Genomic DNA, 24,075 nt, shown 5'->3' with positions numbered 1-24,075 from the left:
GGCAGCGCCCCCTCCGCGCGGCTCACACCCCGATCTGCGCCAGCTCGTAGGGCGTGTCCTGATAGATCTGGTTGATCCAGTTGCCGTAAAGCAGATGCGCATGGCTGCGCCAGCGGTTGGAAGGCATCTGGCGCGGGTCGTCCTCGGGGTAATAGTTCAGCGGCACGTTGATCTGTTTTCCAGCCTCGATATCGCGGTCGTATTCTTCCTTCAGCGTGCAGCTGTCATATTCGAAATGGTTGAAGATATAGAGCGCGCGGTGCTCCGGGTCTTCAACGAGGCACGGCCCGGTCTCGTCCGAGGCGATCAGCGTCTTCAGCCCCGCGGCGTCGATCTCGTCCTGGTGCATCTCGGTCCAGCGGCTGACCGGCACCAGCACGTCATCCGAGAACCCGCGCAGATAGGGCGAGGCGGGCGCGAGATTGCGGTGGCGGAAACAGCCAAAGGCCTTGTGTGCCAGCGGATGCTTCTGGATGCCGTGGAAATGATAGGCCATCGCCATGCCGCCCCAGCACACGCCGAAGGTGGAAAACACATGGGTTTGCGTCCAGTCAAAAACCCGCTCGATCTCGTCCCAATAGGTGACCTCCTCGAAGGGGATCTGCTCGATCGGGGCGCCGGTGATGATCAGCCCGTCGAATTTCTCGCCCGAGGCTTCGACCTCGGCGAAGGGCCGATAAAAGGTTTCCATATGCTCGGCGGCAGTGTTTTTCGTCTGATGCTCGGACATCCGGATCAGCTGAAAATCAATCTGGATCGGCGTCGCGCCGATCAGCCGGGCGAACTGGTTCTCGGTCTGGATCTTCTTCGGCATCAGATTGAGCAAGCCGATCCGCAGCGGGCGGATCTCCTGGCGCGCCGCACGCTCGGGCGTCATCACCATCACGCCTTCCCGCGACAGGATGTCGAAGGCGGGGAGGTTTTCAGGAAGCGTGATCGGCATTGTAATTCAATCCTTTATCGACCGAAGTTAAAGTTTGTTCGGGTCAGGCGGGAAGCTTTTCCGCCAACAGGGATGTAAAATCCTTTTCGTCGCGGACAAGGGCGACCTCTTCGGCCTTCACCGTGATGCCCCAGTTCTGCGCAATCGCGCGGTAGCGCGGCTGGCGGTGCTCCAGCGCCTGCCGGTAGGTCCAGCGGACGAAATCGTCGGGGTCGACCTCATCCTCCTTGAGGCCGCGCTTGACGCGATATTCGACCCATTTCTTCTCAAGGAACTCGGCCTGATAATACATCGGCTTCGGCGCGCGATCGAAGCGGCGCACCAATTCCTCGGTATGGGCCTCCGAGCCCTCGATCCAGACCATCAGGAGGTTCTGCGAGAGATGCGTCAGGATCGGGTCTTTCGGGTCGTTCGGGTCAACCACCTCGCAGATCGAGCCGCCGGTGTCGCAGACGAAATTGTCAATCCGGTAGATGTCGCGGGCGCGCTCGATGAAATGGCCAGTGTCGAGCAGCGCGGCCGTCTCGGCGGCGCAATGCTGGCGCTGACGGCGACGGTATTCGTCATAGGGCAGGCCGCCGCGCGCCTCCGACCCGGGCTTGCCCAGATAGGTCGAGAGCGGCGCGAGGTTCTCGAAGGTGATGTTCGAGGCGATATAGACCGAGTCCGACAGCAACAGCTCGCGCAGAAGCGGCACTTTCATTGCCTCGCGCTTGAAGTTGTCGGCGATATACTCGCCCATGTAGCGCGTGCCGATGCGGTAATCGACCGAGTAGTGGAACCACCCGCGATCGCGCAGCATGGCGCTGACATAGGTCTTGCCCAGACCCGACATGCCGAACACCAGCACCCGTTTGCGGCTGGAGTTCAGCCATTCTGCGCGCGTTTTGTAGATCATCCGCAACCTCATGAATTGCGGTCAGGTTTAGCGGATGGGGGCGGGCGCGTCACTAGGCTTTGCGCTCGCGCAGGATCAGGAGCCCCAGCGCGATCACCGCGAAGCCCGCCAGCTGGTTGAGGCCCAGCCGCTCGTCATAGGCCAGCGCGCCCGCGACGATCGCAAATGGCGGGATCAGCAGGCCGACCAGCGACAGGTTCGCCATGCCTGCCAGCTCCATCACGCGGAAATACAAGAGGTACGCCAGCGCCGAACAGGCGAAGGCAAGCCAGATCACGCCCGCCCAGCTGTGAGCGGGCCAGTCGAAGTCGGGTACGCCCTCGCGCCAGAGCATCAGCGGGATCATCCAGGCCGCCGCCCCGGTCAGTGCGCCCGCGGCGGACACTTCATGCGGCAGGCCTTTTGTCATCTTGCGTGCCAGCGCCGCGCCGATGCCGTAGCTCAGCGACGAGCCGATGATCGCCCATTGCCCAAGCGCGCGCAGGTCGAGCGTGCCCAGCGCCTCGGCGCCGATCGCGAGCACAACGCCCGCGAAGCCCAGCGCCACGCCCGAGGCCTTGCGCGTGGTCATCCGTTCATCGACGAAGACCAGCGCCGCGATCAGCACGCCGAAGATCGCCGCCGAGGCGTTCAGGATCGAGGCGAGCCCCGAGGAGATATGCTGCTGGCCCCAGACGATCAGCGAAAACGGCAGGGCGTTGGCGAAAAAGCCGATCAGCAGGAATTGCCAGATCCGCGCGGGGCTGCGCGGCAGGCGGATCTTGCGCAGCACGACCCAGAGCCACAGCAGCGCCGCGCCCCCGGTGACTCGAATGGTGACCGTGGTGAACACGCCAAGCCCGTCGAGGGCGGCGCGGTTTGACAGGAACGACGAGCCCCAGATCATCGCCAGCAACAGCAAAAGCCCCCAGGCAAGGGGGGACATGCTGTGTTGGTCGGGGCGCGGTTTTGCCGTCATCGGCCCATCTAGCGGGGCCCAAGGGGTCGCGACCACCCGGAACTTGTGCCGAATACAAAGAAAGCCCCGCCGGGGCGGGGCTTTCCTGTTTTCGGGGGCCGGTTGGCTCAGAAGCTGTAGCCGACACGGATGCCCGCGCCCCAGCCCGAGTTGTCCTTGAACGAGGCCGAGATGTTCGGGATCGTGGTGGCGTTGCCGATGTCGACATAGCGCACGCCCGCGGTCACCTTCACGTTGTCCTTGGTGTAGGTCGCGGCGAGGCCCAGCGACTGGAACCCGTCGGTCGGGCCGAGGTTGCCGGTGGTGTCGCCTTCGTGCTTCTCGTAGCCGTAGATCACCGCCGCCGACCAGTTGTCGTTGAACTTGCGGCCCATGCCGAGCGTGTAGGTGATCACGTCGTTGGTGTAATAGACCAGCGGCCGGTTGTAGGGATAGTCGAGCGCGGTGTAATGGGCCGGCCCGATCTCGAAGGCGGTCCAGTCGACCCAGCGCACCGAGCCGAACAGCAGCGTATCCTTGGCGACGCCGGTCTGGAACTCGAGGTTCACCGATTGCGGCACCTCGGTGGTGAAGTCGGCGTCGATGAAGTTGCCACCGGTGTAGACGCTGGCCTCGGTGGCCTGGAAGTCATGGGTGATCGACGAGTTATAGGTCAGCGCGACACGCGCGGCGATTTCGGGTTTCTCCCAGGCGACGCCGAGCACATAGCCCAGATCGGTGGCCCCCTTCACGCGCAGCTCGTATTGCGCCGAGCCCGGCAGCAGCGAGGCGGTGCCCTCGGTGCGCAGCGCGCGCAGGCCGCCGATCAGCGAGATGTTGTTGGGCAGCTTGTAGCGCAGCAGTGCGGTCAGTGAGTCGCTGCTGATCTCGGCGGTCGAGCCCTGGATGATATAGTTGGTGCCCGCCGAATAATCGACATCGGCGCCGATCGGCTGGTCGTAGATCAGCGCGAAATCGAGCTTCTCGTTGATCGACTTCTTGAAGCCGAACGAGAGCGTGTTGTAATTCGCGGCCATGTCGCCGGAACCGGTCAGCCCGCTCAGCGTCGCATTCGGCCCGACGCCCGAGACGCCCGGATTGAATGCGCCAAAGCTGAATTCGGCGTAATTATCGGCCTTCTCGAACAGGATGCCAACCGATTGGTTCGCGCGTTCGATGCCCCCCGCGGTGGCGGCGGTCGCTGCGAGCGCCAGCGTGCCTGCCAGAGTGATCGTGTTTTTCATTGGTCCTCTTCCCTGGGATTCCTCATTCCCTGACGCGAACGTAACAGGCGCTTATTGTCTTGCAATTTGCGATACGAAGTGACGTGGCGTCTTGTCGCGGTTGCGCCTGGTTGCCGTAAGGTCGCTTGTTGCGTGTAGGTCACGGTTTTGCCGCGCGCATCGCGATTCTGCACCGAACTGTTTAATTTCATTCATGTTTTCCGTTACGTCACCCGCGCGTGACTTCAGCCAAAAAAAAAGAATCCCGAGCGCGGCACTCCATAATCCCGACAGCCCCAGCGCGACAAGCAATGCAGCCCATGGGGTCGGGCGCGGTGGCGGGATTTCGGGCATGGGGTGGGCCATTTCGGTCTCCGGTAGCTGGGCTCAAGGCCATTAACCGGGAATTAGGTGAAAGATGGCTTAACAGGGTCATGGAAGATTTCGATTTCGAGACATGGCATGGGGCGGAGCCCGCCTGGGGGCGTCTTTTGGGCGGTCTCGCGCCCGCACAGGACTGGTCGATGCAGGCCGATTTCGCCTGGGGCCGGATTGCGGAAGGGGCCGGGCGGGGCCTGCGGCGCTTCGTGCTGCGTCGGGATGGGGCTCCGATCGCCGCGGCGCAGATCGTCGGGCGTTGGGGGCTGTGGCTCGCCTCGCGCGGGGTTGTCGTCGCGCCGGGTCTTCCCGCCGAGACCGAGGTCGCGCTTTTGCGTGGCCTCGCGCGGCGCGTGCCGGGGGTGCTGGTTGCAACGCCCGACAGGCCACTGGCCGGGCGCGGGCTGCTGCCCTTGGTGACGGCGCGCCATCACGCGCTCTGGTCGCTGGCTCCCGAGCCCGGGGCCTTGCGCGCGGGGCTTGAACAGAAATGGCGCAATCGGCTTGCGCAGGCCGAGCGGGCGGGGCTGGTGATCGAGCGGCGCGAGGATCCGGGCGTCGTGCTGGCGCGCGAGGCGGCGCAGCAAAAGGCGCGCGGCTATCGGGCCCTGCCGCCCGATTTCGTCCGCGCCTGGGAGATTGCGCGGCCGGGCGCGCTTCTGTGTCTGACGGCGCGGGCGGGGCAGGGCGGGATCGTTGCCGGTGTCGTGTTTTTGCGCCATGGCGCGGCGGCCAGCTATCACGCGGGCTGGACCAGCGAGGAGGGGCGGCGGCTGGGCGCGCATAACCTGCTGTTGTGGCAGACGGCGCTGCGGCTGCGGCAGGCCGGGGCGCGGGTGCTCGACCTGGGCGATATCGACTCGCAGGCGGGCGCGGGGCGGATGCGTTTCAAGCTCGGCACCGGGGCGGTCGCGCGGTCGCTGGGCGCGACGACGCTGGTTTTGCCGCAGCTGACGCGATGATCGGTCGCGCGGGCGGCGCTTTTCTTGGCGGAGGAATTCGGGCACAAGGGCGCGGCACCAGACAGGAGAGCGCGCGCATGCATGGGATGAAGTTCAAGGCCCCAAACCCGACGCCCAAAGGGCTGTGGCGGCGCGTGCCGCCGGCGATCTTTCCGCCGATCATGGGGCTGTTGGGGCTGTCGCTCGCGTGGCGGCGCGGGGCAGGGGTGTTCGGCCTGCCGCAGGGGCTGGCCGATGCGCTGGCGGGGGCGGTGACGCTGTTGGCGGCCTTCGCGCTCCTGACCTATATGGTCAAGATCGGGCGCCGCCCGGCGGTGCTGATCGACGAGCTGCGCATTCTGCCCGGGCGCGCGGGCGCGGCGGCGGCGGTGCTCTGTGTCTATCTGATCGCGGGAATCTTCGTGCCGCTGGCGCCGGGGCTGGCCAAGGCGATCCTGTTTGCGGGGCTTGCGATTCATGCCGCCTATACCGGCGCGCTGCTTTACGCTTTCGCCTCCGGCCCGAAGGAGCAACGCCGGGTCAGCCCGGTGTTCCACTTGGCCTTCGTCGGCTGGATCATCGCGGCGCTGGTCGCGCAATCGCTGATGCTTGATGCGCTGGCGCTGCCCTTGTTCTGGATCGCGCTGGCGCTGGCACTGGTGATCTGGGCGGTGCAGGCCGTGCAGATGACCCGCGAAACCGTGCCCGCGCCCCTGCGCCCCTTGCTGGCGATCCATGTCGCGCCGGCGGCGCTCTGTGGCATGGTGGCGCAGGGCTTCGGCTTTGGCGCCATCGCGCTGGCGATGGCGGTGGTGGGGCTTGGCATCGCGCTGGCGCTGGTGATGGCGGGCAAGTGGCTCCTGTCCTCGGGCTTCTCGCCGCTCTGGGGGGCGCTGACCTTCCCCTTGGCGGCGCTCGCGAATTTCTGGATGGCAATGGGTAGCGTGTGGCAGATGCCCGGTGCGCTCCTGCTGGTGGCGGCGACGCTCGCCATTCCGCCGATCGCCTTTAAAATTCTCAAGCAATGGGCCTCTGGGCAGCTTGCGATAAAAACCAACGCTGCGTCGGCCTGAGGGGTTGCTTTTCGGGGGATTGCGTGAAATGGGGACGTGCCAATCGTTCCCTGCCACGGAGATCCCCCATGCAGATTCGTGAGGCCCTCACCTTCGACGACGTGCTTCTGGTTCCGGCCGCCTCTTCGGTGCTGCCGTCTGATGCCGATGTCTCGACCTTCGTGACCCGCAAGATCCGCCTGAACATCCCGCTGATCTCCTCGGCGATGGACACCGTGACCGAGGCCAAGATGGCGATCGCGATGGCGCAGGCAGGCGGCATGGGCGTGATCCACCGCAACCTGACCGTCGAACAGCAGGCCGCCGAGGTCAGCCGGGTGAAACGCTTTGAAAGCGGCATCGTCTACAACCCGATCACGCTGCGCGCCGAGCAGACGCTGGCCGACGCCAAGGCGCTGGTCGAGCGGTATAACGTCTCGGGCTTCCCGGTGGTCGATGCGGAAAACCGCGTCGTGGGCATCGTCACCAACCGCGACATGCGCTTTGCCTCGGATGACCGTACGCCGGTCTCGGCGATGATGACCAAGGATAACCTCGCCATCCTGCAAGAGCCCGCCGATCGCGACGAGGCGATGCAGTTGATGAAGGCGCGCCGGATCGAAAAGCTGCTGGTCACCGATGCGGCAGGGCATCTGACCGGGCTGCTGACGCTCAAGGACAGCGAGCAGTCGGTGCTGCACCCGCTGGCCTGCAAGGATGACAAGGGCCGCCTGCGCGCCGCTGCCGCCTCGACTGTGGGCGATGCCGGGTTCGAGCGCAGCTGCGCGCTGATCGAGGCGGGCTGCGACCTGATCGTGATCGACACTGCGCATGGCCACTCGGAAGGCGTGGCGAAGGCGGTCGAGCGGGTCAAGGCGTTCAACGCGAATGTCGAGGTCGTGGCCGGTAACGTCGCCACCGCCGAGGCCGCGCGCGCGCTGATCGGCGCGGGGGCGGATGCGGTCAAGGTCGGCATCGGCCCGGGCTCGATCTGCACCACGCGGATCGTCGCGGGCGTCGGCGTGCCGCAGCTTTCGGCGATCATGGATGCCTGCTCTGGCGCGGGCGATGTGCCGATCATCGCCGATGGCGGCATCAAGTTCTCGGGCGATTTTGCCAAGGCGATCGCGGCGGGCGCTAGCTGCGCGATGGTCGGCTCGGCGATCGCGGGCACCGATGAATCCCCGGGCGAGGTAATCCTTTATCAGGGCCGCAGCTACAAATCCTATCGCGGCATGGGCTCGCTTGGGGCGATGGCGCGCGGCTCGGCCGACCGCTATTTCCAGAAAGACGCGGCCTCGGACAAGCTCGTGCCCGAGGGCATCGAGGGGCAGGTGCCCTACAAGGGCCCGGTTTCGGCAGTGCTGCACCAGATGGTCGGCGGGTTGCGCGCGGCGATGGGCTACACCGGCCACGGCACGGTCGCGGGCATGCGCGGCGGCTGCAACTTCGTGCGCATCACCGGCGCGGGGCTCAAGGAAAGCCACGTCCATGACGTGCAGATCACCCGCGAGAGCCCGAACTACCGCATCGGCTGACCGGGCCTGACAGGCTGATCGAAAAGCCCCGCTTCGGCGGGGTTTTTCTTTGGGCGCGGCAACTGGAACATCCGGGAACGTTTGCGAACCGCAGAGCGGACGATCGGCGGATTCGATTCGAGTCCGGCGGTTTTCCGGTGCGAATTCAGGCTGTTGCCTGCGACAGGCTGTCGCAGGAAAGCTTTGCGAAATCAATGGCTTTGCAAAGAATCTTCGCCGCGAGCGCGATTATGCATACTTTGGTATACGATGCCGTGCCGCGGCTGGAACATTTTGTTGCGGAAACCTAACAAAAGCTTTCGCGGATGTTTCCGCACAGGTAACCGGGGCCATCTGTTCAAGGAGGAATGAATGGACCCCATTCAGGAAAAGATCCTCGCCAACCCCAAGTTCCATGAACTTGTGGCCAAGCGAAATCGTTTCGCCCGCACGCTGACCGTGGTCGTGCTGGTGGTTTATGCGGCTTTCATCGGCTTTGCGATCTTTGCCCCCGATGCCTTCGGCACCCCGATCTCGGGCACGAGCTGGGCGATCGGCCTGATCCTGGGCTGGGTGGTGCAGGCCTTCGCCTTCGTGATGACGGGTATCTACACCCGCCGCGCCAATGGCGAATTCGACGCGCTCTCGCGCGAAGCTCTGCGCAACTGAGGAGGCCCGCATGAAACGTATTCTTCTGGCCTTCGGGCTGACGGCTCTGGCCTCGGTGGCCTATGCTGCGGGGGACGCGATCGAGGGCGAGGTGCAGCGCCAGCCGACGAACTGGACCGCCATCGGGATGTTCCTGTTCTTCGTGATCGCGACGCTTTTCCTGACCGGCTGGGCGGCGAAACGCACCAAGTCGACCTCGGATTTCTACACGGCGGGCGGGGGCATCACCGGCTTCCAGAACGGGCTGGCGATTGCGGGCGACTACATGTCGGCGGCGGCCTTTCTGGGTGTGTCGGGCATGGTCTTTGCCAAGGGTGTCGATGGTGTCGTCTATACGGTGGGCTTCACCGTGGGCTGGCCCTTCATCCTGTTCATGATTGCCGAGCGCCTGCGGAACCTTGGTAAATACACCTTCTCCGACATTTCGTCCTTCCGCCTCGAGCAGACGCGCATCCGCACGCTCTCGGCCTTTGGGGCGCTCTCGGTGGTGGTGTTCTATCTGATCGCGCAGATGGTCGGCGCGGGCAAGCTGATCCAGCTTCTGTTCGGGCTGCCCTACAGCTACGCGGTGATCCTCGTGGGTGTCTTGATGATGCTCTACGTGACCTTCGGGGGCATGTTGGCGACGACCTGGGTGCAGATCGTGAAAGCGGTGCTGCTTCTGTCGGGGGCGACGGTTCTGGTGCTGCTGGGGCTCGCGCAATTCGGCTTCAGCCCCGAGGCGATGATGCAGGCGGCGATCGAAAACCACGCCAAGCACGAGGCGATCCGTCAGCCGACGTCGCTAGTGACCGACCCGCTCTCGGGGATTTCGCTGGCGCTGGCGCTGATGTTTGGCCCGGCTGGCCTGCCGCATATCCTGATGCGCTTCTTCACCGTGCCCGACGCGAAAGAGGCCCGCAAATCGGTATTCTACGCCACCGGGTTCATCGCCTATTTCTTCGTGCTGACGGTGACGATCGGCTTCCTGGCGATGACGCTCGTGGGCACCAACCCCGAGTTCTTGACCGATGGCGCGATCACCGGCGGCGGCAATATGGCGGCGATCCACCTGTCGAAGGCCGTGGGCGGGAATATCTTCCTCGGCTTCATCTCGGCGGTGGCTTTCGCGACGATCCTTGCGGTGGTCTCGGGGCTGGCGCTGTCGGGGGCCTCGGCGGTCGCGCATGACCTTTACGCCAATGTGATCAAGAAGGGCGCGGCTTCGGACAAGGCCGAGATGCGCGTGTCGCGCATTGCCACGCTGGTGCTCGGCGTGCTGGCCATCGTGCTGGGTCTCGCCTTCGAGAACCAGAACATCGCCTTCATGGTGGGTCTGGCCTTCGGTCTCGCGGCTTCGGTCAACTTCCCGGTGCTGTTCATGTCGATCTTCTGGCGCAAGATGACCACGCGCGGCGCTTTCATGGGCGGTCTGCTGGGCTTGCTCACGTCGATCGTGCTGGTGGTGACCGGGCCGCTGGTCTGGGTCTCGGTGCTGGGCTTCGAGAAGGCGATCTTCCCCTGGTCGCAATATGCGCTGTTCTCGATGGGCGCGGCCTTCTTCGGGATCTGGTTCTTCTCGATCACCGACCGCTCGAAACGCGCCGAGATCGACCGTGCCGGGTTCGATGCGCAATTCGTGCGCTCGGAAACCGGGCTGGGCGCGGCGGGGGCCGTGTCGCACTGAGGCACTCCTTTCCTCTCCGGAAGGGCCCCGCGCAAGCGGGGCCTTTTCATTTGCGCGCGCCCGCCCGTGGCGGTAGACCCGCGCCATGACGCCAGCCGCCCGCCTTTCCGCCGCCATCGAGATTCTGGACCGCGTTCTTGCCGGGGCGCCGGCTGAGCGCGAGCTGACCAACTGGGCGCGCGCGAACCGTTTCGCGGGCTCGGGCGACCGCGCGGCCATTCGCGATCATGTCTATGATGTGCTGCGCTGCCGGGGGTCTTTCGCGGCGCTTGGCGGGGCCTTGACGGGCCGGGGGCTGATGCTTGGACTTCTGCGCGCGCAAGGCGTGGCGCCCGAGGGCCTGTTCACGGGCGAGCGTTTCGCCCCCGCGCCGCTCTCCGAGGCCGAGCTGGCCGCGCAATCCGCCCCTGTGTCCGCCGATCTCGACAGCGCGGACTGGCCCGAATGGATGCGCCCGTGTCTGCTGGCGGAACTGGGCGGCGATTACCCGGCGGTGAGCGCCGCGATGCGCGCTCGCGCTCCGGTCTGGCTGCGCGTCAACACCCTGCGCGCGACCCGCGCCGAGGCGCAGCAAAACCTCAAGGCCGAGGGGTTTACGACCCGCGCCCATGCCACGGTCGCGACCGCGCTTGAAGCCACGCAGGGCGCGCGCAAGATCCAGTCCTCGGCGGCCTATCGCGACGGTCTGATCGAGTTGCAGGATGCCAGCTCGCAGGCCGCGATCGCCGCGCTGACCGAGGCGCTGCCAGCGCCGCAAGGAACGGTGCTGGATTATTGCGCAGGCGGCGGCGGCAAGGCGCTGGCACTGGCCGCCGCCTGGCCGCAGGCGCGCATCCTTGCCCATGACGTCGACGCCGCGCGCATGCGCGATATCGCGCCGCGCGCCGAGCGCGCCGGTCTGCGCATCGAGACCCGCGCCCCCGGGCGCCCCGGCGGCGATCACGCGCTGGTTGTGGTGGATGCGCCCTGTTCCGGCTCGGGCACCTGGCGGCGCACGCCTGAGGCGAAATGGCGGCTGACGCAAGAGCGCCTCGACGCGCTGGTCGCTCTGCAGGCCGAGATCTTGCGCAAGGCGGCGGCGCTGGTCGCGCCCGGCGGCGCGCTGGCCTATATGACCTGCTCGCTCTTCGAGGTCGAAAACCGTCTCCAGATCAATGAATTTGGCGCCTCCGAAGGCTGGATCGCGCGGTTTGACCAGCGTTGGCTGCCCGGACCGGATGGCGACGGGTTCTACCTCGCGCTGCTTGATCGCGCCTGACGCGCAATAAAGATTGCTCCTGAAATGACTCGCCCGTAGGTTGAGTTTGCGGCCGTTAAGCCGACCTTAAGCCCTTATGCCCGCAAATAGAGGCGATTCTGGGAAGGAGCAGTCATTTGGCACATTCGGATTTGCCGCTTCAGCCGCTGAGCCGGACCGCCGCGCTCCTGGCACCGGGGGCGGGGTACCTGATTATCCTGGCGGTGTTGGCGGGGGCGATCGGGGTCTATCTGTCCGATCCGGTGCTGTCGCTTGTGTTGCTCAGTGTGGCGGGCGCCTTTCTGGTCCTGGCGGGTGTGCTGCGGTTTGCCTCCACGCGCCAGCGCGGGCGCCGCGAAAAGCTGCATGAACAACTCGCAAGCTTCATCGCCCATGACGCCGCGCCTTCCTTCACCACCGATACCGAGGGTGAGATCGGCTTTCAGAACCATGCCGCGCTGGAGCGTTTCGGCTCGCGCGGCGGGCAGACGCTGGCGCGGGCGCTGGCCGAGCTGTTTGCGAGCCCGTCTTCGGTGATCATCCGGCTCCAGGCCAAGGCGACCGCGCTTGGCGCCGCGCGCGAGGACCTGGTTACGCGGCGCGGCCATGTCCGGCTGTCGGTCCACGCGATCGAGGATGAAGGGTTTCTCTGGCGGCTTGAGGAAATGAGCGAGCGGCCCACCGGCGGGCGCGGGGCCGAAACCATCAGCCTGCCGATGATGACCGCCTCGAAATCCGGGATGATCCTGTTCATGAACGAGGCGATGCGGCGTGTGGTTGGGGAGCGGGTGCGCTCGCTCGATCGGATCTTCACCGATCTGCCGCTGCGCTCGGGCGAGGGGCATGAAATCCGCACTCCGACCGGAACGGCGCGCGCGCTTGTCGTCGAGCTTGAGGGCGGAGGCGGGCGGAATGAAATCTATCTCCTGCCTGCAAGCGAGGTGCCAGATGCGGCGCAGGATTTTGACGGGTTCGAGTCCCTGCCCGTGGCTTTGATGCGGCTTGCGGGCGATGGCACGGTTGTCGTGGTCAACCGGGCCGCGCGCGCGCTGCTGGGCAAGATCAAGCCGGAAACCCGGCTTTCGGATCTGTTCGAGGGGCTCGGGCGGCCGGTGAATGACTGGGTCGCGGATGCCCTGTCGGGCCGGGTCGAGCGGCGCCCCGAAGTTCTGCGCGCGCGTCGTGGCGACAAGGAGGTGTTCTTGCAGGTCACGCTTGCGCGCGTCGTCGAAGGCGGTAGGGCCGGGCTGATTGCGGTGCTATCGGATGCGACGCAGCTCAAGACTCTCGAGGCGCAATTCGTGCAAAGCCAGAAGATGCAGGCGATCGGCCAGCTTGCGGGTGGCGTCGCGCATGATTTCAACAACCTGCTGACGGCGATCTCGGGCCATTGCGACCTGCTCATGCTGCGCCATGACAAGGCCGACCCTGATTTTGCGGATCTCGAACAGATCAGTCAGAACGCCAATCGCGCGGCCTCTCTGGTCGGGCAGCTTCTGGCCTTTTCGCGCAAGCAGACCCTGAAACCACGGGTGATCGACCTGCGCGATACGCTCTCTGACCTGACCCATCTGCTGAACCGGCTCGTTGGCGAAAAGGTCGCGCTGACGCTTGTGCACGACCCCGATTTGCGTCCGATCCGGGCCGACAAGCGGCAACTTGAGCAAGTGATCATGAACCTCGTCGTCAATGCCCGCGACGCCATGCCCGGCGGTGGCGAAATCCGCATCGAAACCCTGAATGAGCATCTTGAGCAGGATCTTGAACGCGACCGCGCGGCGGTGCCGAAGGGCGATTATGTCGTTGTGAAAGTAAGTGACGAAGGCACGGGGATCGCGCCCGACAAGATCAGCAAGATCTTCGAGCCGTTCTTCACCACCAAACGTGCAGGCGAGGGAACGGGGCTGGGCCTGTCGACTGCTTACGGGATCGTCAAGCAGACTGGCGGGTATATCTTTTGTGATTCCGTTGTCGGGTCCGGCACGGCATTTTCGATCTATCTGCCGGCCTATGACCGTCTTTCGGATATTGTCGCGGGTGAGGAGGAGGGGGACGAGCCTTCCGCGCCGCAAACGACATCTTCCGGAACCGCGACGGTTCTTCTGGTCGAGGATGAGGCCCCGGTGCGTGCTTTCGCCGCCAGAGCACTCAAGCTGCGCGGCTACACGGTTCTCGAGGCCGAGAGTGGCGAGGACGCCCTTGATCTCGTGCAAAGCAGCGAAATGCCAGTCGATGTCTTTGTTACCGATGTCATCATGCCGGGGATGGATGGGCCGACCTGGGTTTCCAAGGCACTCGAACTGCGGCCCGGAACTGCGGTTGTGTTCATTTCGGGCTATGCCGAGGATGTGTTTCAGGAGGGGCGCAAGCCGGTTCCCAACTCAACATTCCTGCCCAAGCCGTTTTCGCTGACCGAGCTGACGGCGACGGTGCAGAACCAGATCGCCTAGGCGCGTCGAAACCTGCCTGATCAGTTCAGGCTTTGGTACAGTGCGAAATCGTCCGACATCGCCTCACGAAGCCGTTCTTCGGTTTCCCGCGAGAGGCTTGTTTCGACCGCAGGCGGAACGTTCACGCGCGGCAAGGTGATCGCGCAATCGAGCATGTCCTCGAGGAAATGGACGAAGTCATCCATGGCTTCGTAACGAAAGATGCGATCGACGACGGGGGTGCCGGTGGCGTCGGTCAGGAATTCGTGCTGGCGCAGGATGCGCGCATGTTTGGGCGGTGTCGTCGAGATGAAGTCCTGCACGAACATCTCGAAGCTCAAGCCATTTAGAGGATGGTCTGGATTTTCGAAATCATCCCTCTGAACGAAGCGATACCAGGACCGAAGCCAGTCGATCGGTTCGCGCATGAGCGCGACGGTGGTAAACGGCTCTCCGGCTTGAGACGTGATGTAGGGAGCCAGATGGGTGGCGAAATCGCGCGCGCTCATATGCTTGAGCGGTTCCGGGCGGGTGACGGAAACTGCGGCAAGTGAGTCGAGTGCAACCTCGACCGCGCTCGATCCCGCCTTCGGGGTTGCCAGAAAAACCAGTCGCTGATCCCAGAAAATTAGCATGCTGCTTGCCTTTTTCGTCCTTGATAGCCAGTCGCCGGGCGAGGGTAAACCTTTCTTTAACCAACTCGCTTCTAAGCTCGGTAAAAGATTTGAGTTGAAATGTTCATATTTTGTCCTCATAACAAGACGTAAGAACAAAAGAGAAACATATTCTGGGCGCCGGCGATTGCCAAAGTCGCTCGCTCTATGGGATAAGGATGGGAAATCATGGCAGCAGCGGGCCTTTTCGAGATGAAAGACAAACAGAGTGCGGACAAGCAGCGGGCCCTTGAATCGGCGCTCGCGCAGATCGAGCGGCAATTCGGCAAAGGGTCGATCATGAAGCTTGGCGGCGACAATCCGGCCGCCGAGATCGAGGCGACGTCGACCGGGTCGCTGGGGCTTGATATCGCGCTTGGCATCGGCGGCTTGCCGAAGGGGCGGATCGTGGAAATCTACGGGCCGGAAAGCTCGGGCAAGACCACGCTGACGCTGCATGCCATTGCGGAAGAACAGAAAAAGGGTGGCGTTTGTGCCTTTGTCGACGCCGAACACGCGCTCGACCCGAGCTATGCGCGCAAGCTGGGCGTGGACCTTGATGAGCTGCTGATCTCGCAGCCCGATACCGGTGAACAGGCGCTGGAAATCGTCGACACGCTGGTGCGTTCGGGCGCGGTGAGCCTTGTGGTCGTTGACTCGGTCGCGGCGCTGACGCCCAAGGCCGAGATCGAAGGCGACATGGGCGATCATACCGTGGGGGCGCAGGCCCGGCTGATGAGCCAGGCGATGCGCAAGCTGACCGCCTCGATCGGGCGCTCGAACTGCATGGTGATCTTCATCAACCAGATCCGCATGAAGATCGGCGTGATGTTCGGCTCGCCCGAGACCACCTCGGGCGGCAACGCGCTGAAATTCTACGCCTCGGTGCGCCTCGATATCCGCCGCATCGGCGCGATCAAGGATCGCGACGAGGTGGTGGGCAACCAGACCCGCGTGAAAGTCGTGAAAAACAAGGTCGCGCCACCCTTCAAGCAGGTCGAGTTCGACATCATGTATGGCGAGGGCATCTCGAAGGTGGGCGAGCTGATTGATCTCGGCGTCAAGGCCGGGGTCGTCGACAAATCGGGCGCGTGGTATTCCTACGGCGACGAGCGCATCGGCCAGGGCCGCGAGAACGCGAAACAGTTCCTGCGCGACAATCCCGACATGGCCTATGAGATCGAGGACAAGATCCGTGCCAGCCACGGGCTCGATTTCGGCGGCTCGGAAGATGACGAAACGCTGACCGAAGAGTAAGGTCAGGCGGGCGCAGAATGTGCCAATAGGGCGGCCGGGCGTGTTCCGGCCGCCTTGTTTTTGGGCCCGAACCGGGCTTTGGCGGTTTGCTTTCTGGACAGGGCAGGGTGGGGGCGCTAAACGAGGCAAAACCGCCCCCGATGAGGCCAAGACACATGCCCAGCCTGAACGAGATCCGTTCCACCTTCCTGAATTTCTTCGAGCGCAACGGCCACCGCGTCGTCGACAGCTCGCCCCTGGTGCCGCGCAACGACCCGACGCTGATGTTCACCAACTCGGGCATGGTGCAGTTCAAGAACTGCTTCACCGGGCTGGAAAAGCGCGACTATGTCCGCGCCACCACCGCGCAGAAATGCGTGCGCGCGGGCGGCAAGCACAATGACCTCGACAACGTCGGCTATACCGCGCGCCACCACACCTTCTTCGAGATGCTCGGCAACTTCAGCTTTGGCGATTATTTCAAGACCGAGGCGATCCCCTTCGCCTGGGAACTGATCACCAAGGACTTCGGCATCGATCCCAAGCGGCTGCTGACCACGGTCTATCACACCGACGACGAAGCCTTTGAAATCTGGAAGAAAGTTGGCGTGCCGGAGGATCGGATCATCCGCATCGCGACCTCGGACAACTTCTGGCAGATGGGGCCGACGGGCCCCTGCGGTCCCTGCACCGAGATTTTCTACGACCACGGCGACCACATCTGGGGCGGCCCGCCCGGCTCCGCCGAGGAAGACGGCGACCGCTTCATCGAGATCTGGAACGTCGTGTTCATGCAAAACGAGCAGTTCGAGGATGGCTCGATGCGCGCGCTCGACATGCAGTCGATCGACACCGGCATGGGGCTTGAGCGGATCGGCGCGCTGTTGCAGGGCAAGCACGACAACTACGACACCGATCTGATGCGCGCGCTGATCGAGGCCTCGGCCAACGCGACCAGCCAGGACCCGGACGGGCCGGGCAACGTGCATCACCGCGTGATCGCGGACCACCTGCGCTCGACCTCGTTCCTGATCGCGGATGGGGTGATGCCCTCGAACGACGGGCGCGGCTATGTGCTGCGCCGGATCATGCGCCGCGCGATGCGCCACGCGCATCTTCTGGGCGCGAAAGACCCGGTGATGCACAAGCTGGTGCCGGCGCTGGTGCGCCAGATGGGCGCGGCCTATCCGGAACTGGGCCGGGCGCAGGCGCTCATCGAAGAGACGCTGAAGCTCGAGGAAACCCGCTTCAAGACCACGCTCGATCGTGGCCTGAAGCTCTTGGATGACGAGTTGGCCAAGCTGCCCGAAGGGGCGGCGCTGCCGGGCGAGGCGGCCTTCAAGCTCTATGACACCTATGGCTTCCCGCTCGACCTGACGCAGGATGCGCTGCGCGAGAAATCGCGCGAGGTCGACACTTCGGGCTTTGACGCGGCGATGGCCGAGCAAAAGGCCAAGGCGCGCGCGGCCTGGGCGGGCTCGGGCGAAACCCAGGACGCGACGATCTGGTATGACATCGCCGAAGAGAAGGGCGTGACCGAATTCCTCGGCTATGACACCGAGGAGGCCGAGGGCCAGATCGTGGCACTGGTGGTGGACGGCGCGGATGTCGCCAGTGCCAAGGGCGAGGTGCAGATCGTCGTCAACCAGACGCCGTTCTACGCGGAATCGGGTGGTCAGGTGGGCGATGCGGGCTTTATCCGCACCGAAACCGGGCTGGCCATGGTGCGTGACACCAAGAAGGTCGCGGGCGTGTTCATCCACCTCGCGGATGTGACCGAGGGCGAGATTTCGCGCGGCCAGCCGGCGAAGCTTGAGGTCGACCACCGTCGCCGTTCGGCGATCCGGGCGAACCACTCGGCCACGCACCTCTTGCACGAGGCGCTGCGCCGCGCGCTTGGCGATCACGTCGCGCAGAAGGGCTCGTTGAATGCGGAGGACCGTCTGCGCTTCGACTTCAGCCACGCCAAGTCGATGAGCGCAGAGGAAATCGCGCAGGTCGAGGCTGAGGTGAACGAGTTCATCCGCCAGAACAGCCCGGTCGATACCCGGATCATGACCCCCGATGACGCCCGCGCGCTCGGTGCGCAGGCGCTGTTTGGCGAGAAATACGGCGACGAGGTGCGCGTGGTGTCGATGGGTGAATTGCTCGGCTCGGGCAAGGGCGCCGATGGCAAGACCTATTCGCTCGAACTCTGCGGCGGCACCCATGTGAAGCGCACCGGTGACATTGGCGCCTTTGTTGCGCTTGGCGACAGCGCCTCTTCGGCAGGTGTGCGCCGCTTCGAGGCGCTGACCGGTCAGGCCGCGCTGGATCACCTGAACGCGCAGAATGCGCGGCTGCAAGAGGTGGCGGCGACGCTGAAAACCTCGGCGGCCGAGGTCGCTGACCGCGTCAAGGCGCTGGCCGACGAGCGCAAGGCGCTGGCCAATGAAGTCGCGCAACTGCGCCGCGAGCTGGCCATGGGCGGTGGTGCCTCTGGTGGGCCGGAAGCGATTGATATCAATGGCTTGAAGTTCATTGCTCAGGTCGTTTCGGGCGTCACCGGCAAAGACCTGCCGCCCCTCGTCGATGAGCTGAAGGCGCGCATCGGCTCGGGCGCGGTGCTGGTCGTGGCCGATACCGGCGGCAAGGCCGCGGTCGCGGCTGGCGTGACCGCGGACAAGACCGGGGTGATCAGCGCGGTCGACATGGTCAAGGCGGCGGCTGCCGCGCTTGGCGGCAAGGGTGGCGGTGGCCGCCCCGACATGGCGCAGGCCGGCGGCGCCGACCCCTCCAAGGCCGACGAGGCCGTCGCCGCGGTCAAGGCCGTCATCGCAGGAGAGCTCTGATGCCCGAAGCCTATTGGATCGCCCATGTCACCGTCACCGACCCCGAGCGCTACGGCGAATATGCCAAGCGCGCGACGGGCGCGATTGCGGCCCATGGCGGCGAGTTTCTCGCCCGTGCCAGCCGCTATCAGCAGCTTGAGGGCACCGAGCGCCAGCGCCATGTTGTGACGCGCTTCCCCTCGATGGAGGCGGCGCTGGCCTGCTACAACTCGCCTGAATACCAGGAGGCGCTGAGCTATGCGCAGGGCGCGTCCGAGCGCGACCTCGTGATCATCGAGGCGAATGCCTGACTTTTCGCGCCGCCCCGGATCGGTTAACGTGAAGGTGATCCTTTCGCGTTACACCGGGGCGGAGCCAACCGCCTGATTGGGGCAGAGCATGTGCCGTTGGGCCGCCTATATCGGACAGCCGATCTTTCTTGAGGATATCGTCAGCAGGCCGGGGCACTCGCTGATCCATCAGAGCCATTGCGCCACGCAATGCCACACCCAGATCAATGCCGACGGTTTCGGGCTGGCGTGGTATGGCGAGCGGGCTGAGCCGGGGCTGTATCGCGATGTCATGCCCGCCTGGTCGGACCCGAACCTCAAGTCCTTGACCGCGCAGGTGAAATCTCCGCTGTTCCTGGCCCATGTGCGGGCCTCGACGGGCACTGCGACCAGCCGCAACAATTGCCATCCTTTCGTCGTCGGGCGCTGGAGCTTCATGCATAACGGCCAGATCGGTGGCTATGACGCCTTCCGCCGCGACGCCGAGATGATGATCTGCGAGGCGCTTTATGCCCACCGCAAGGGCGCGACCGATTCCGAGGCGCTGTTCCTGGTGGCGCTGGCCGAGGGGCTTGATGCCGACCCGAAAGCCGCGATGGAACGCGCCGCCGCGCGGTTCGAGGCGATCAGCCGCGCGCGTGGCACCGCCCCGCATCTGCGGCTGACGGCGGCGTTTTCCGATGGCGAAAGCCTTTACGCGATCCGCTATGCCTCGGATGAGTTTGCGCCTTCGCTCTATCACCGCTGGTCCGACAGCCGCGCGGGCCGCGCCGTGGTCTCGGAGCCCCTGGAAAGCGACGGGGGCGACTGGATCGAGGTGCCCGCCAACTCCTTCTGCCGCTTTACCCGCGACGCGGTCGAGATCTCGGAATTCGTGCCCTGCGCCAAGGCTGCGGCCGCCTGACGCTTGGCAAGCGGGCGCCCGCGCGCTATCACCTCCCCATGACGACGATCCGCACCCAGATTTGCATTATTTTCGGCTGACATCCGTCAGGCGGGTCGTTTCAGAGTTTCCAAGGAAGCCTCGAAGCTGATAAGCCCCGCCGGGACTACCTGCGAGGGACTTATGACCCAGATCCGTTTGCGCAACACCAAGACCCGCACGGTCGAGGATTTCACTCCGATTGATCCGAACAACGTGCGGATGTATCTGTGCGGGCCCACGGTTTACGACCGGGCGCATCTGGGCAATGCGCGCCCGGTGGTGGTGTTCGACGTGCTCTATCGGCTCTTGCGCGAGATTTACGGCGCCGATCACGTGACCTATGTGCGCAATTTCACCGATGTCGACGACAAGATCAACGCGACCGCACTGGCGCGCAAAGAGGCGGGCGCCGAGGGCAGCCTCGAAGACCTGATCCGCGAGCGCACCGAGGAAACTATCGGCTGGTATCACGCCGACATGGACGCGCTTGGCGCGCTGCGCCCGACTGTCGAACCGCGCGCGACCGACTATATCGGCGCGATGATCGCGATGATCGAGGATCTGATCGCCAAGGGCCATGCCTATGCCAAGGACGGCCATGTGCTGTTCCGCGTGCGCAGCTATCGCAATTACGGCGCACTTTCGGGGCGCTCGGTCGATGACATGATCGCGGGTGCGCGGGTCGAAGTGGCACCCTTCAAGGAAGACCCGATGGATTTCGTGCTCTGGAAGCCCTCGGATGATGGGCTTCCGGGCTGGGACAGCCCTTGGGGGCGCGGGCGGCCTGGCTGGCATATCGAATGCTCGGCGATGTCCGAGGAACTCCTCTGGAAGAAACCTCTGGCAGAAGGTCGTTTGTCTGAGGATGCCCAGAAATTCCCCCATGTCTTCGATATCCACGGCGGCGGCATAGACCTGCAATTCCCACATCATGAAAATGAAATCGCGCAGAGTTGCTGCGCGCATTCACATGCGGATGGCAGGCCGGGAGAATTCGCACGGATATGGATTCACAACGAGATGCTGCAGGTCGAGGGCAAGAAGATGTCCAAGTCGCTTGGCAACTTCTTTACAGTGCGCGACCTGCTGGATGGTCACGACGGCGAGCCGGGCATCCCGGGCGAGGTGATCCGCTTCGTCTTCCTGCAGACGCATTACTCGAAGCCGATGGACTGGACGGCTGAAAAGGCGCGCCAGGCCGAGAAAATGCTGGATTATCTTTATGAAGCAGTCGGTGACACGGAGCTGGATGAAAGCATTGAGCCTGACTCTCTGCTTGTCGAAGCCCTTAGCAATGATCTGAATACCAAGGTCGCTTTTGATCAGCTTCATGGAGCTGCGGTGGCTTGGCATATTATGACAGACGGACGTGATGAGGTTGCCCGAAAGCTAAAGAGGTCGGCAAATCTTCTTGGCCTATTGGCGATGACGCGTAGTGAGTGGCTCTCCTCGAAAGGCGGCGGCGCCGATCTGTCGGGGCTGGCGGACAAGCTGGCCTCCCTCCGCGCCACCGCCATGGACACCAAGGATTTCGCCCCGGTCGATGCGTTGAAAGCGGCGCTGGTCGCGGCGGGGGTTGAGGTGCGGATGTCGAAGGCCGGGGTGGAGCTTTTGCCGGGCCCCGGGTTTGATGCGTCCAAGCTGGAGGGGCTGTGATGGCTCTCGGTCAGATGCACCGGCCCGTGCGCCAGCACGGGCAGCGCCCGCCCGCCCCCACGGCGGGCGCTTTTGCGCCCCCCTCGGGCGGCCGCCGCCCCTGCGTCCAGTCGTAAGAGGAAACGAAAGATGACCAAAGAACGCCTTTACCTCTACGACACCACGCTGCGCGACGGCCAGCAGACGCAGGGCGTGCAATTCTCGGTTCCCGAAAAGATCGCGATCGCCAAGGGGCTTGATGCGCTCGGTATCGACTATATCGAGGGCGGCTGGCCGGGTGCGAACCCGACCGACAGCGAGTTCTTCGAGGCCCGCCCCGACACCCGCGCGACCTTCACAGCCTTTGGCATGACCAAGCGGGCCGGGCGCTCGGCCGCGAATGACGAGGTGCTGGCGGGGGTGATGAACGCGGGCACGCCGGCGGTGTGCCTCGTTGGCAAGACGCATGACTATCACGTCACCACCGCGCTCGGCATCACGCTGGACGAAAACCTCGAAAACATCACCGCCTCGGTCGAGCATATGGTCGCCCAAGGCCGCGAGGCGCTGTTCGATGCCGAGCATTTCTTTGACGGCTACAAAGCGAACGCGCCCTATGCGCTGGAAGCCGTGCTGGCCGCCTACCGCGCGGGCGCGCGCTGGGTGGTGCTGTGTGACACGAATGGTGGCACGCTGCCCGCCGAGGTGCATGAGATCACCCGCGCGGTGATTGATGCGGGCATCCCGGGCGACCGGATCGGCATTCATTGCCATGACGACACCGGCATGGCGGTGGCGGCAAGCCTTGCGGCGGTGCTGGCGGGGGCGCGGCAGATTCAGGGCACGCTCAATGGTCTGGGCGAGCGTTGCGGTAATGCGAACCTGACCTCGCTGATCCCGACGCTCCTGCTGAAAGAGCCGTTCCGCTCGCAATTCGAGATCGGCGTGGGTGCCGAGCAACTGGCGGGCCTGACCAAACTCTCGCGCAAGCTCGACGACATCCTGAACCGCGTGCCGCTGCGCTCGGCGCCCTACGTGGGGGCCTCGGCCTTCGCGCATAAGGCGGGGCTGCATGCCTCGGCGATCCTGAAGGACCCGTCTACCTACGAACATATCGACCCGGCGCTGGTCGGCAATTCGCGGCTCATCCCGATGTCCAATCAGGCGGGTCAGTCGAACCTGCGCGCGCGGCTTTCCGGGATGGGTATCGAGGTCGACCCGAAAGACCCGGCGCTCGCGCGCATCCTTGATACGATCAAGGAGCGCGAGGATCAGGGCTATGCCTATGACGGCGCGCAGGCGAGTTTTGAGCTGGTCGCGCGGCGCGAACTGGGGCTGATGCCGAATTTCTTCGAGGTCAAGCGCTACCGCGTCACCGTCGAGCGGCGCAAGAACCGCTACGACAAGATGGTGAACTCCTCCGAGGCGGTGGTCGTCGTGAAAATCGGCGGCGAGAAAAAGCTGTCGGTGTCCGAAAGCTTCGATGCGCAGGGTTGTGACCGCGGGCCGGTGAACGCGCTGTCCAAGGCGCTGGCGAAAGACCTCGGGCCCTATCAGGCCTGCATCGACGACATGAAACTGGTCGATTTCCGCGTCCGCATCACTCAGGGCGGCACCGAGGCCGTGACCCGCGTCATCATCGACAGCGAGGATGGCTCGGGCCAGCGCTGGTCGACGGTGGGGGTTTCGGCCAATATCGTCGACGCGTCTTTTGAGGCGCTCTTGGAGGCGGTGCAGTGGAAGCTGATCCGCGACGGGGCCAAGCCGGTATGAGCGATCACGCCCTTCAGGCCGCCGCCGAGGCCGTGCAAAAGGGCGACCCCGAGCGGTTTGCCGCGACCATGGCCTGCGCGCCCGCGCAACGCGGCCCGCTCTGGGCGCTCTATGCCGCGAACCTCGAAATCGCGCGCGCGCCCTGGGCCTCGGCCGAGCCGATGGTCGCCGAGATGCGCCTGCAATGGTGGGTCGATGCCTTTGACGCGCTGGCGGAAACCGGGCGCGAGCCGCAGCATGAGCTGGGTCCGGCACTGCTCCCCTTGCGCGCGCAGGCGCCGCTGATCTCGGCCATCGCCGAGGCGCGCCGCTGGGATTGTTGGCGCGAGCCTTTCGAGGACGAGGCCGCGCTCTGGGCCTATCTCGACCAGACCTCGGGCAACCTGATCTGGGCCGCCGCATCGGCGCTTGGTGCGGCGCCCGGGCTTGAGGCGCGCGCGCGTGATTTCGGCGCGGCGGCGGGGCTTGCGGCTCTGTTCTCGGCCGTGCCCCAGCTTGAGGCGCGCGGGCGGCTGCCCTTGCCCGACGGGCGCCCCGAAACCGTCGCGCGGCTTGCGCAAGAGGGGCTTGCGCGGATTGCCCGCGCACGCGGAGGCAGGGATCCGGCGCTGCAGGCGGCCTTCTTGCCGGGCTATCTTGCGCCGTCACGGCTGAAGCGCGCCGCGCAGGACCCGTCGCGCGTTGCCGAAGGGCAGCTTGACGGCTCCGAATTCGCCCGCCGCGCCGCGCTTTTGCGGGCGGTTTTCTGGCGGATCTGAAAAATTCTCCATTTAAGTGAATCTTCAAAGGTTCACGCCACGATCCTGACCAAAGCCCCACCGCGGCCCCGTCTGCGGCCCGGGGCTGCGAATCCCGGTCCGGAG

20 protein-coding genes are annotated in these 24,075 nt (G+C 64.8%); 14 read left to right on the top strand and 6 right to left on the bottom strand.

Annotation, left to right across the window (positions count from 1 at the left end; all coding sequences use genetic code 11):
- Positions 1 to 22: 22 nt before the first annotated feature.
- From metA to CLN94_RS13985, 5 genes are all read right to left on the bottom strand, one after another.
- Positions 23 to 943, bottom strand: a complete 921-nt coding sequence (gene metA / locus CLN94_RS07620) for a homoserine O-acetyltransferase MetA (protein ID WP_096432777.1) — start codon at positions 941 to 943, stop codon at positions 23 to 25.
- Between the two features lie 43 nt (positions 944 to 986).
- The gene (locus tag CLN94_RS07615) at positions 987 to 1,841 is read right to left on the bottom strand and encodes an ATPase (RefSeq protein ID WP_096432775.1); all 855 of its coding nucleotides are present in this window, start codon (positions 1,839 to 1,841) and stop codon (positions 987 to 989) included.
- A 52-nt stretch (positions 1,842 to 1,893) separates the two neighbouring features.
- Entirely contained in the window at positions 1,894 to 2,766 is an 873-nt protein-coding gene (locus CLN94_RS07610; RefSeq protein ID WP_245845148.1) for a DMT family transporter, read from the bottom strand.
- Between the two features lie 140 nt (positions 2,767 to 2,906).
- Positions 2,907 to 4,022 (bottom strand): outer membrane protein transport protein, encoded by a 1,116-nt coding sequence (locus tag CLN94_RS07605; protein WP_096432771.1) that lies wholly within the window; start codon positions 4,020 to 4,022, stop codon positions 2,907 to 2,909.
- 51 nt (positions 4,023 to 4,073) lie between these two features.
- On the bottom strand, positions 4,074 to 4,367 hold the full coding sequence (locus tag CLN94_RS13985; RefSeq protein WP_179300266.1) for a hypothetical protein: 294 nt from the start codon (positions 4,365 to 4,367) through the stop codon (positions 4,074 to 4,076).
- 68 nt (positions 4,368 to 4,435) lie between these two features.
- On the opposite strand from CLN94_RS13985, the gene CLN94_RS07600 reads away from it, so the two are divergent.
- The 7 genes from CLN94_RS07600 (at position 4,436) to CLN94_RS07570 (ending at position 13,911) form a co-directional block, all read left to right on the top strand.
- Positions 4,436 to 5,341, top strand: coding sequence for a GNAT family N-acetyltransferase (locus CLN94_RS07600; RefSeq protein WP_179300265.1), 906 nt, complete (start codon positions 4,436 to 4,438; stop codon positions 5,339 to 5,341).
- 77 nt (positions 5,342 to 5,418) lie between these two features.
- Positions 5,419 to 6,393, top strand: coding sequence for a TDT family transporter (locus tag CLN94_RS07595; protein WP_096432767.1), 975 nt, complete (start codon positions 5,419 to 5,421; stop codon positions 6,391 to 6,393).
- Positions 6,394 to 6,461: 68 nt separating this feature from the next.
- Positions 6,462 to 7,910: an IMP dehydrogenase gene (gene guaB, locus CLN94_RS07590; RefSeq protein WP_096432765.1), complete on the top strand. Its 1,449-nt coding sequence runs from the start codon at positions 6,462 to 6,464 to the stop codon at positions 7,908 to 7,910.
- A gap of 351 nt (positions 7,911 to 8,261) precedes the next feature.
- Positions 8,262 to 8,558, top strand: a complete 297-nt coding sequence (locus CLN94_RS07585) for a DUF485 domain-containing protein (protein ID WP_096432763.1) — start codon at positions 8,262 to 8,264, stop codon at positions 8,556 to 8,558.
- Between the two features lie 10 nt (positions 8,559 to 8,568).
- Positions 8,569 to 10,224 (top strand): cation acetate symporter, encoded by a 1,656-nt coding sequence (locus CLN94_RS07580; RefSeq protein ID WP_096432761.1) that lies wholly within the window; start codon positions 8,569 to 8,571, stop codon positions 10,222 to 10,224.
- Between the two features lie 85 nt (positions 10,225 to 10,309).
- Positions 10,310 to 11,482, top strand: a complete 1,173-nt coding sequence (locus CLN94_RS07575) for an RsmB/NOP family class I SAM-dependent RNA methyltransferase (RefSeq protein WP_096432759.1) — start codon at positions 10,310 to 10,312, stop codon at positions 11,480 to 11,482.
- A gap of 116 nt (positions 11,483 to 11,598) precedes the next feature.
- Entirely contained in the window at positions 11,599 to 13,911 is a 2,313-nt protein-coding gene (locus CLN94_RS07570) for an ATP-binding protein (RefSeq protein WP_245845146.1), read from the top strand.
- 20 nt (positions 13,912 to 13,931) lie between these two features.
- On the opposite strand, the gene CLN94_RS07565 is transcribed toward CLN94_RS07570, so the two are convergent.
- On the bottom strand, positions 13,932 to 14,525 hold the full coding sequence (locus tag CLN94_RS07565; protein WP_096432755.1) for a hypothetical protein: 594 nt from the start codon (positions 14,523 to 14,525) through the stop codon (positions 13,932 to 13,934).
- A 207-nt stretch (positions 14,526 to 14,732) separates the two neighbouring features.
- On the opposite strand from CLN94_RS07565, the gene recA reads away from it, so the two are divergent.
- The 7 genes from recA to CLN94_RS07530 all read left to right on the top strand — a co-directional run bounded on the left by recA (position 14,733) and on the right by CLN94_RS07530 (position 23,970).
- Positions 14,733 to 15,800, top strand: a complete 1,068-nt coding sequence (recA, locus tag CLN94_RS07560; protein ID WP_096432753.1) for a recombinase RecA — start codon at positions 14,733 to 14,735, stop codon at positions 15,798 to 15,800.
- A 155-nt stretch (positions 15,801 to 15,955) separates the two neighbouring features.
- The gene (gene alaS, locus CLN94_RS07555; protein WP_096432751.1) at positions 15,956 to 18,610 is read left to right on the top strand and encodes an alanine--tRNA ligase; all 2,655 of its coding nucleotides are present in this window, start codon (positions 15,956 to 15,958) and stop codon (positions 18,608 to 18,610) included.
- The gene (locus CLN94_RS07550; protein ID WP_096432749.1) at positions 18,610 to 18,900 is read left to right on the top strand and encodes a DUF1330 domain-containing protein; all 291 of its coding nucleotides are present in this window, start codon (positions 18,610 to 18,612) and stop codon (positions 18,898 to 18,900) included. The genes alaS and CLN94_RS07550 overlap by 1 nt, the downstream gene beginning before the upstream one ends.
- A gap of 88 nt (positions 18,901 to 18,988) precedes the next feature.
- Positions 18,989 to 19,783 (top strand): class II glutamine amidotransferase, encoded by a 795-nt coding sequence (locus tag CLN94_RS07545; protein WP_096432747.1) that lies wholly within the window; start codon positions 18,989 to 18,991, stop codon positions 19,781 to 19,783.
- Positions 19,784 to 19,945: 162 nt separating this feature from the next.
- Entirely contained in the window at positions 19,946 to 21,460 is a 1,515-nt protein-coding gene (gene cysS / locus CLN94_RS07540) for a cysteine--tRNA ligase (RefSeq protein WP_096432745.1), read from the top strand.
- Positions 21,461 to 21,589: 129 nt separating this feature from the next.
- Positions 21,590 to 23,212 carry a citramalate synthase gene (gene cimA, locus CLN94_RS07535; protein WP_096432743.1) on the top strand — a complete coding sequence of 541 codons (1,623 nt, stop codon included), beginning with the start codon at positions 21,590 to 21,592 and terminating at the stop codon, positions 23,210 to 23,212.
- Positions 23,209 to 23,970: a squalene/phytoene synthase family protein gene (locus CLN94_RS07530; protein WP_096432741.1), complete on the top strand. Its 762-nt coding sequence runs from the start codon at positions 23,209 to 23,211 to the stop codon at positions 23,968 to 23,970. Before cimA ends, CLN94_RS07530 begins: the two co-directional genes overlap by 4 nt.
- The last annotated feature ends 105 nt before the right edge of the window (positions 23,971 to 24,075 follow it).

The sequence above is a fragment of the Pseudothioclava arenosa genome (assembly GCF_002358085.1).
In the GTDB taxonomy this organism is placed as follows: domain Bacteria; phylum Pseudomonadota; class Alphaproteobacteria; order Rhodobacterales; family Rhodobacteraceae; genus Pseudothioclava; species Pseudothioclava arenosa.
Note: the sequence above shows the minus strand (reverse complement) of the source record. Positions and strands in the feature narration are given on the sequence as shown.

What these genes read in the sequence shown, in the direction of transcription:
- metA (WP_096432777.1), bottom strand. Translation starts at nt 943, where the DNA reads ATGCCGATCACGCTTCCTGAAAACCTCCCCGCCTTCGACATCCTGTCG.
- CLN94_RS07615 (WP_096432775.1), bottom strand. Translation starts at nt 1,841, where the DNA reads ATGATCTACAAAACGCGCGCAGAATGGCTGAACTCCAGCCGCAAACGG.
- CLN94_RS07610 (WP_245845148.1), bottom strand. Translation starts at nt 2,766, where the DNA reads ATGTCCCCCCTTGCCTGGGGGCTTTTGCTGTTGCTGGCGATGATCTGG.
- CLN94_RS07605 (WP_096432771.1), bottom strand. Translation starts at nt 4,022, where the DNA reads ATGAAAAACACGATCACTCTGGCAGGCACGCTGGCGCTCGCAGCGACC.
- CLN94_RS13985 (WP_179300266.1), bottom strand. Translation starts at nt 4,367, where the DNA reads ATGGCCCACCCCATGCCCGAAATCCCGCCACCGCGCCCGACCCCATGG.
- CLN94_RS07600 (WP_179300265.1), top strand. Translation starts at nt 4,436, where the DNA reads ATGGAAGATTTCGATTTCGAGACATGGCATGGGGCGGAGCCCGCCTGG.
- CLN94_RS07595 (WP_096432767.1), top strand. Translation starts at nt 5,419, where the DNA reads ATGCATGGGATGAAGTTCAAGGCCCCAAACCCGACGCCCAAAGGGCTG.
- guaB (WP_096432765.1), top strand. Translation starts at nt 6,462, where the DNA reads ATGCAGATTCGTGAGGCCCTCACCTTCGACGACGTGCTTCTGGTTCCG.
- CLN94_RS07585 (WP_096432763.1), top strand. Translation starts at nt 8,262, where the DNA reads ATGGACCCCATTCAGGAAAAGATCCTCGCCAACCCCAAGTTCCATGAA.
- CLN94_RS07580 (WP_096432761.1), top strand. Translation starts at nt 8,569, where the DNA reads ATGAAACGTATTCTTCTGGCCTTCGGGCTGACGGCTCTGGCCTCGGTG.
- CLN94_RS07575 (WP_096432759.1), top strand. Translation starts at nt 10,310, where the DNA reads ATGACGCCAGCCGCCCGCCTTTCCGCCGCCATCGAGATTCTGGACCGC.
- CLN94_RS07565 (WP_096432755.1), bottom strand. Translation starts at nt 14,525, where the DNA reads ATGCTAATTTTCTGGGATCAGCGACTGGTTTTTCTGGCAACCCCGAAG.
- recA (WP_096432753.1), top strand. Translation starts at nt 14,733, where the DNA reads ATGGCAGCAGCGGGCCTTTTCGAGATGAAAGACAAACAGAGTGCGGAC.
- alaS (WP_096432751.1), top strand. Translation starts at nt 15,956, where the DNA reads ATGCCCAGCCTGAACGAGATCCGTTCCACCTTCCTGAATTTCTTCGAG.
- CLN94_RS07550 (WP_096432749.1), top strand. Translation starts at nt 18,610, where the DNA reads ATGCCCGAAGCCTATTGGATCGCCCATGTCACCGTCACCGACCCCGAG.
- CLN94_RS07545 (WP_096432747.1), top strand. Translation starts at nt 18,989, where the DNA reads ATGTGCCGTTGGGCCGCCTATATCGGACAGCCGATCTTTCTTGAGGAT.
- cysS (WP_096432745.1), top strand. Translation starts at nt 19,946, where the DNA reads ATGACCCAGATCCGTTTGCGCAACACCAAGACCCGCACGGTCGAGGAT.
- cimA (WP_096432743.1), top strand. Translation starts at nt 21,590, where the DNA reads ATGACCAAAGAACGCCTTTACCTCTACGACACCACGCTGCGCGACGGC.
- CLN94_RS07530 (WP_096432741.1), top strand. Translation starts at nt 23,209, where the DNA reads ATGAGCGATCACGCCCTTCAGGCCGCCGCCGAGGCCGTGCAAAAGGGC.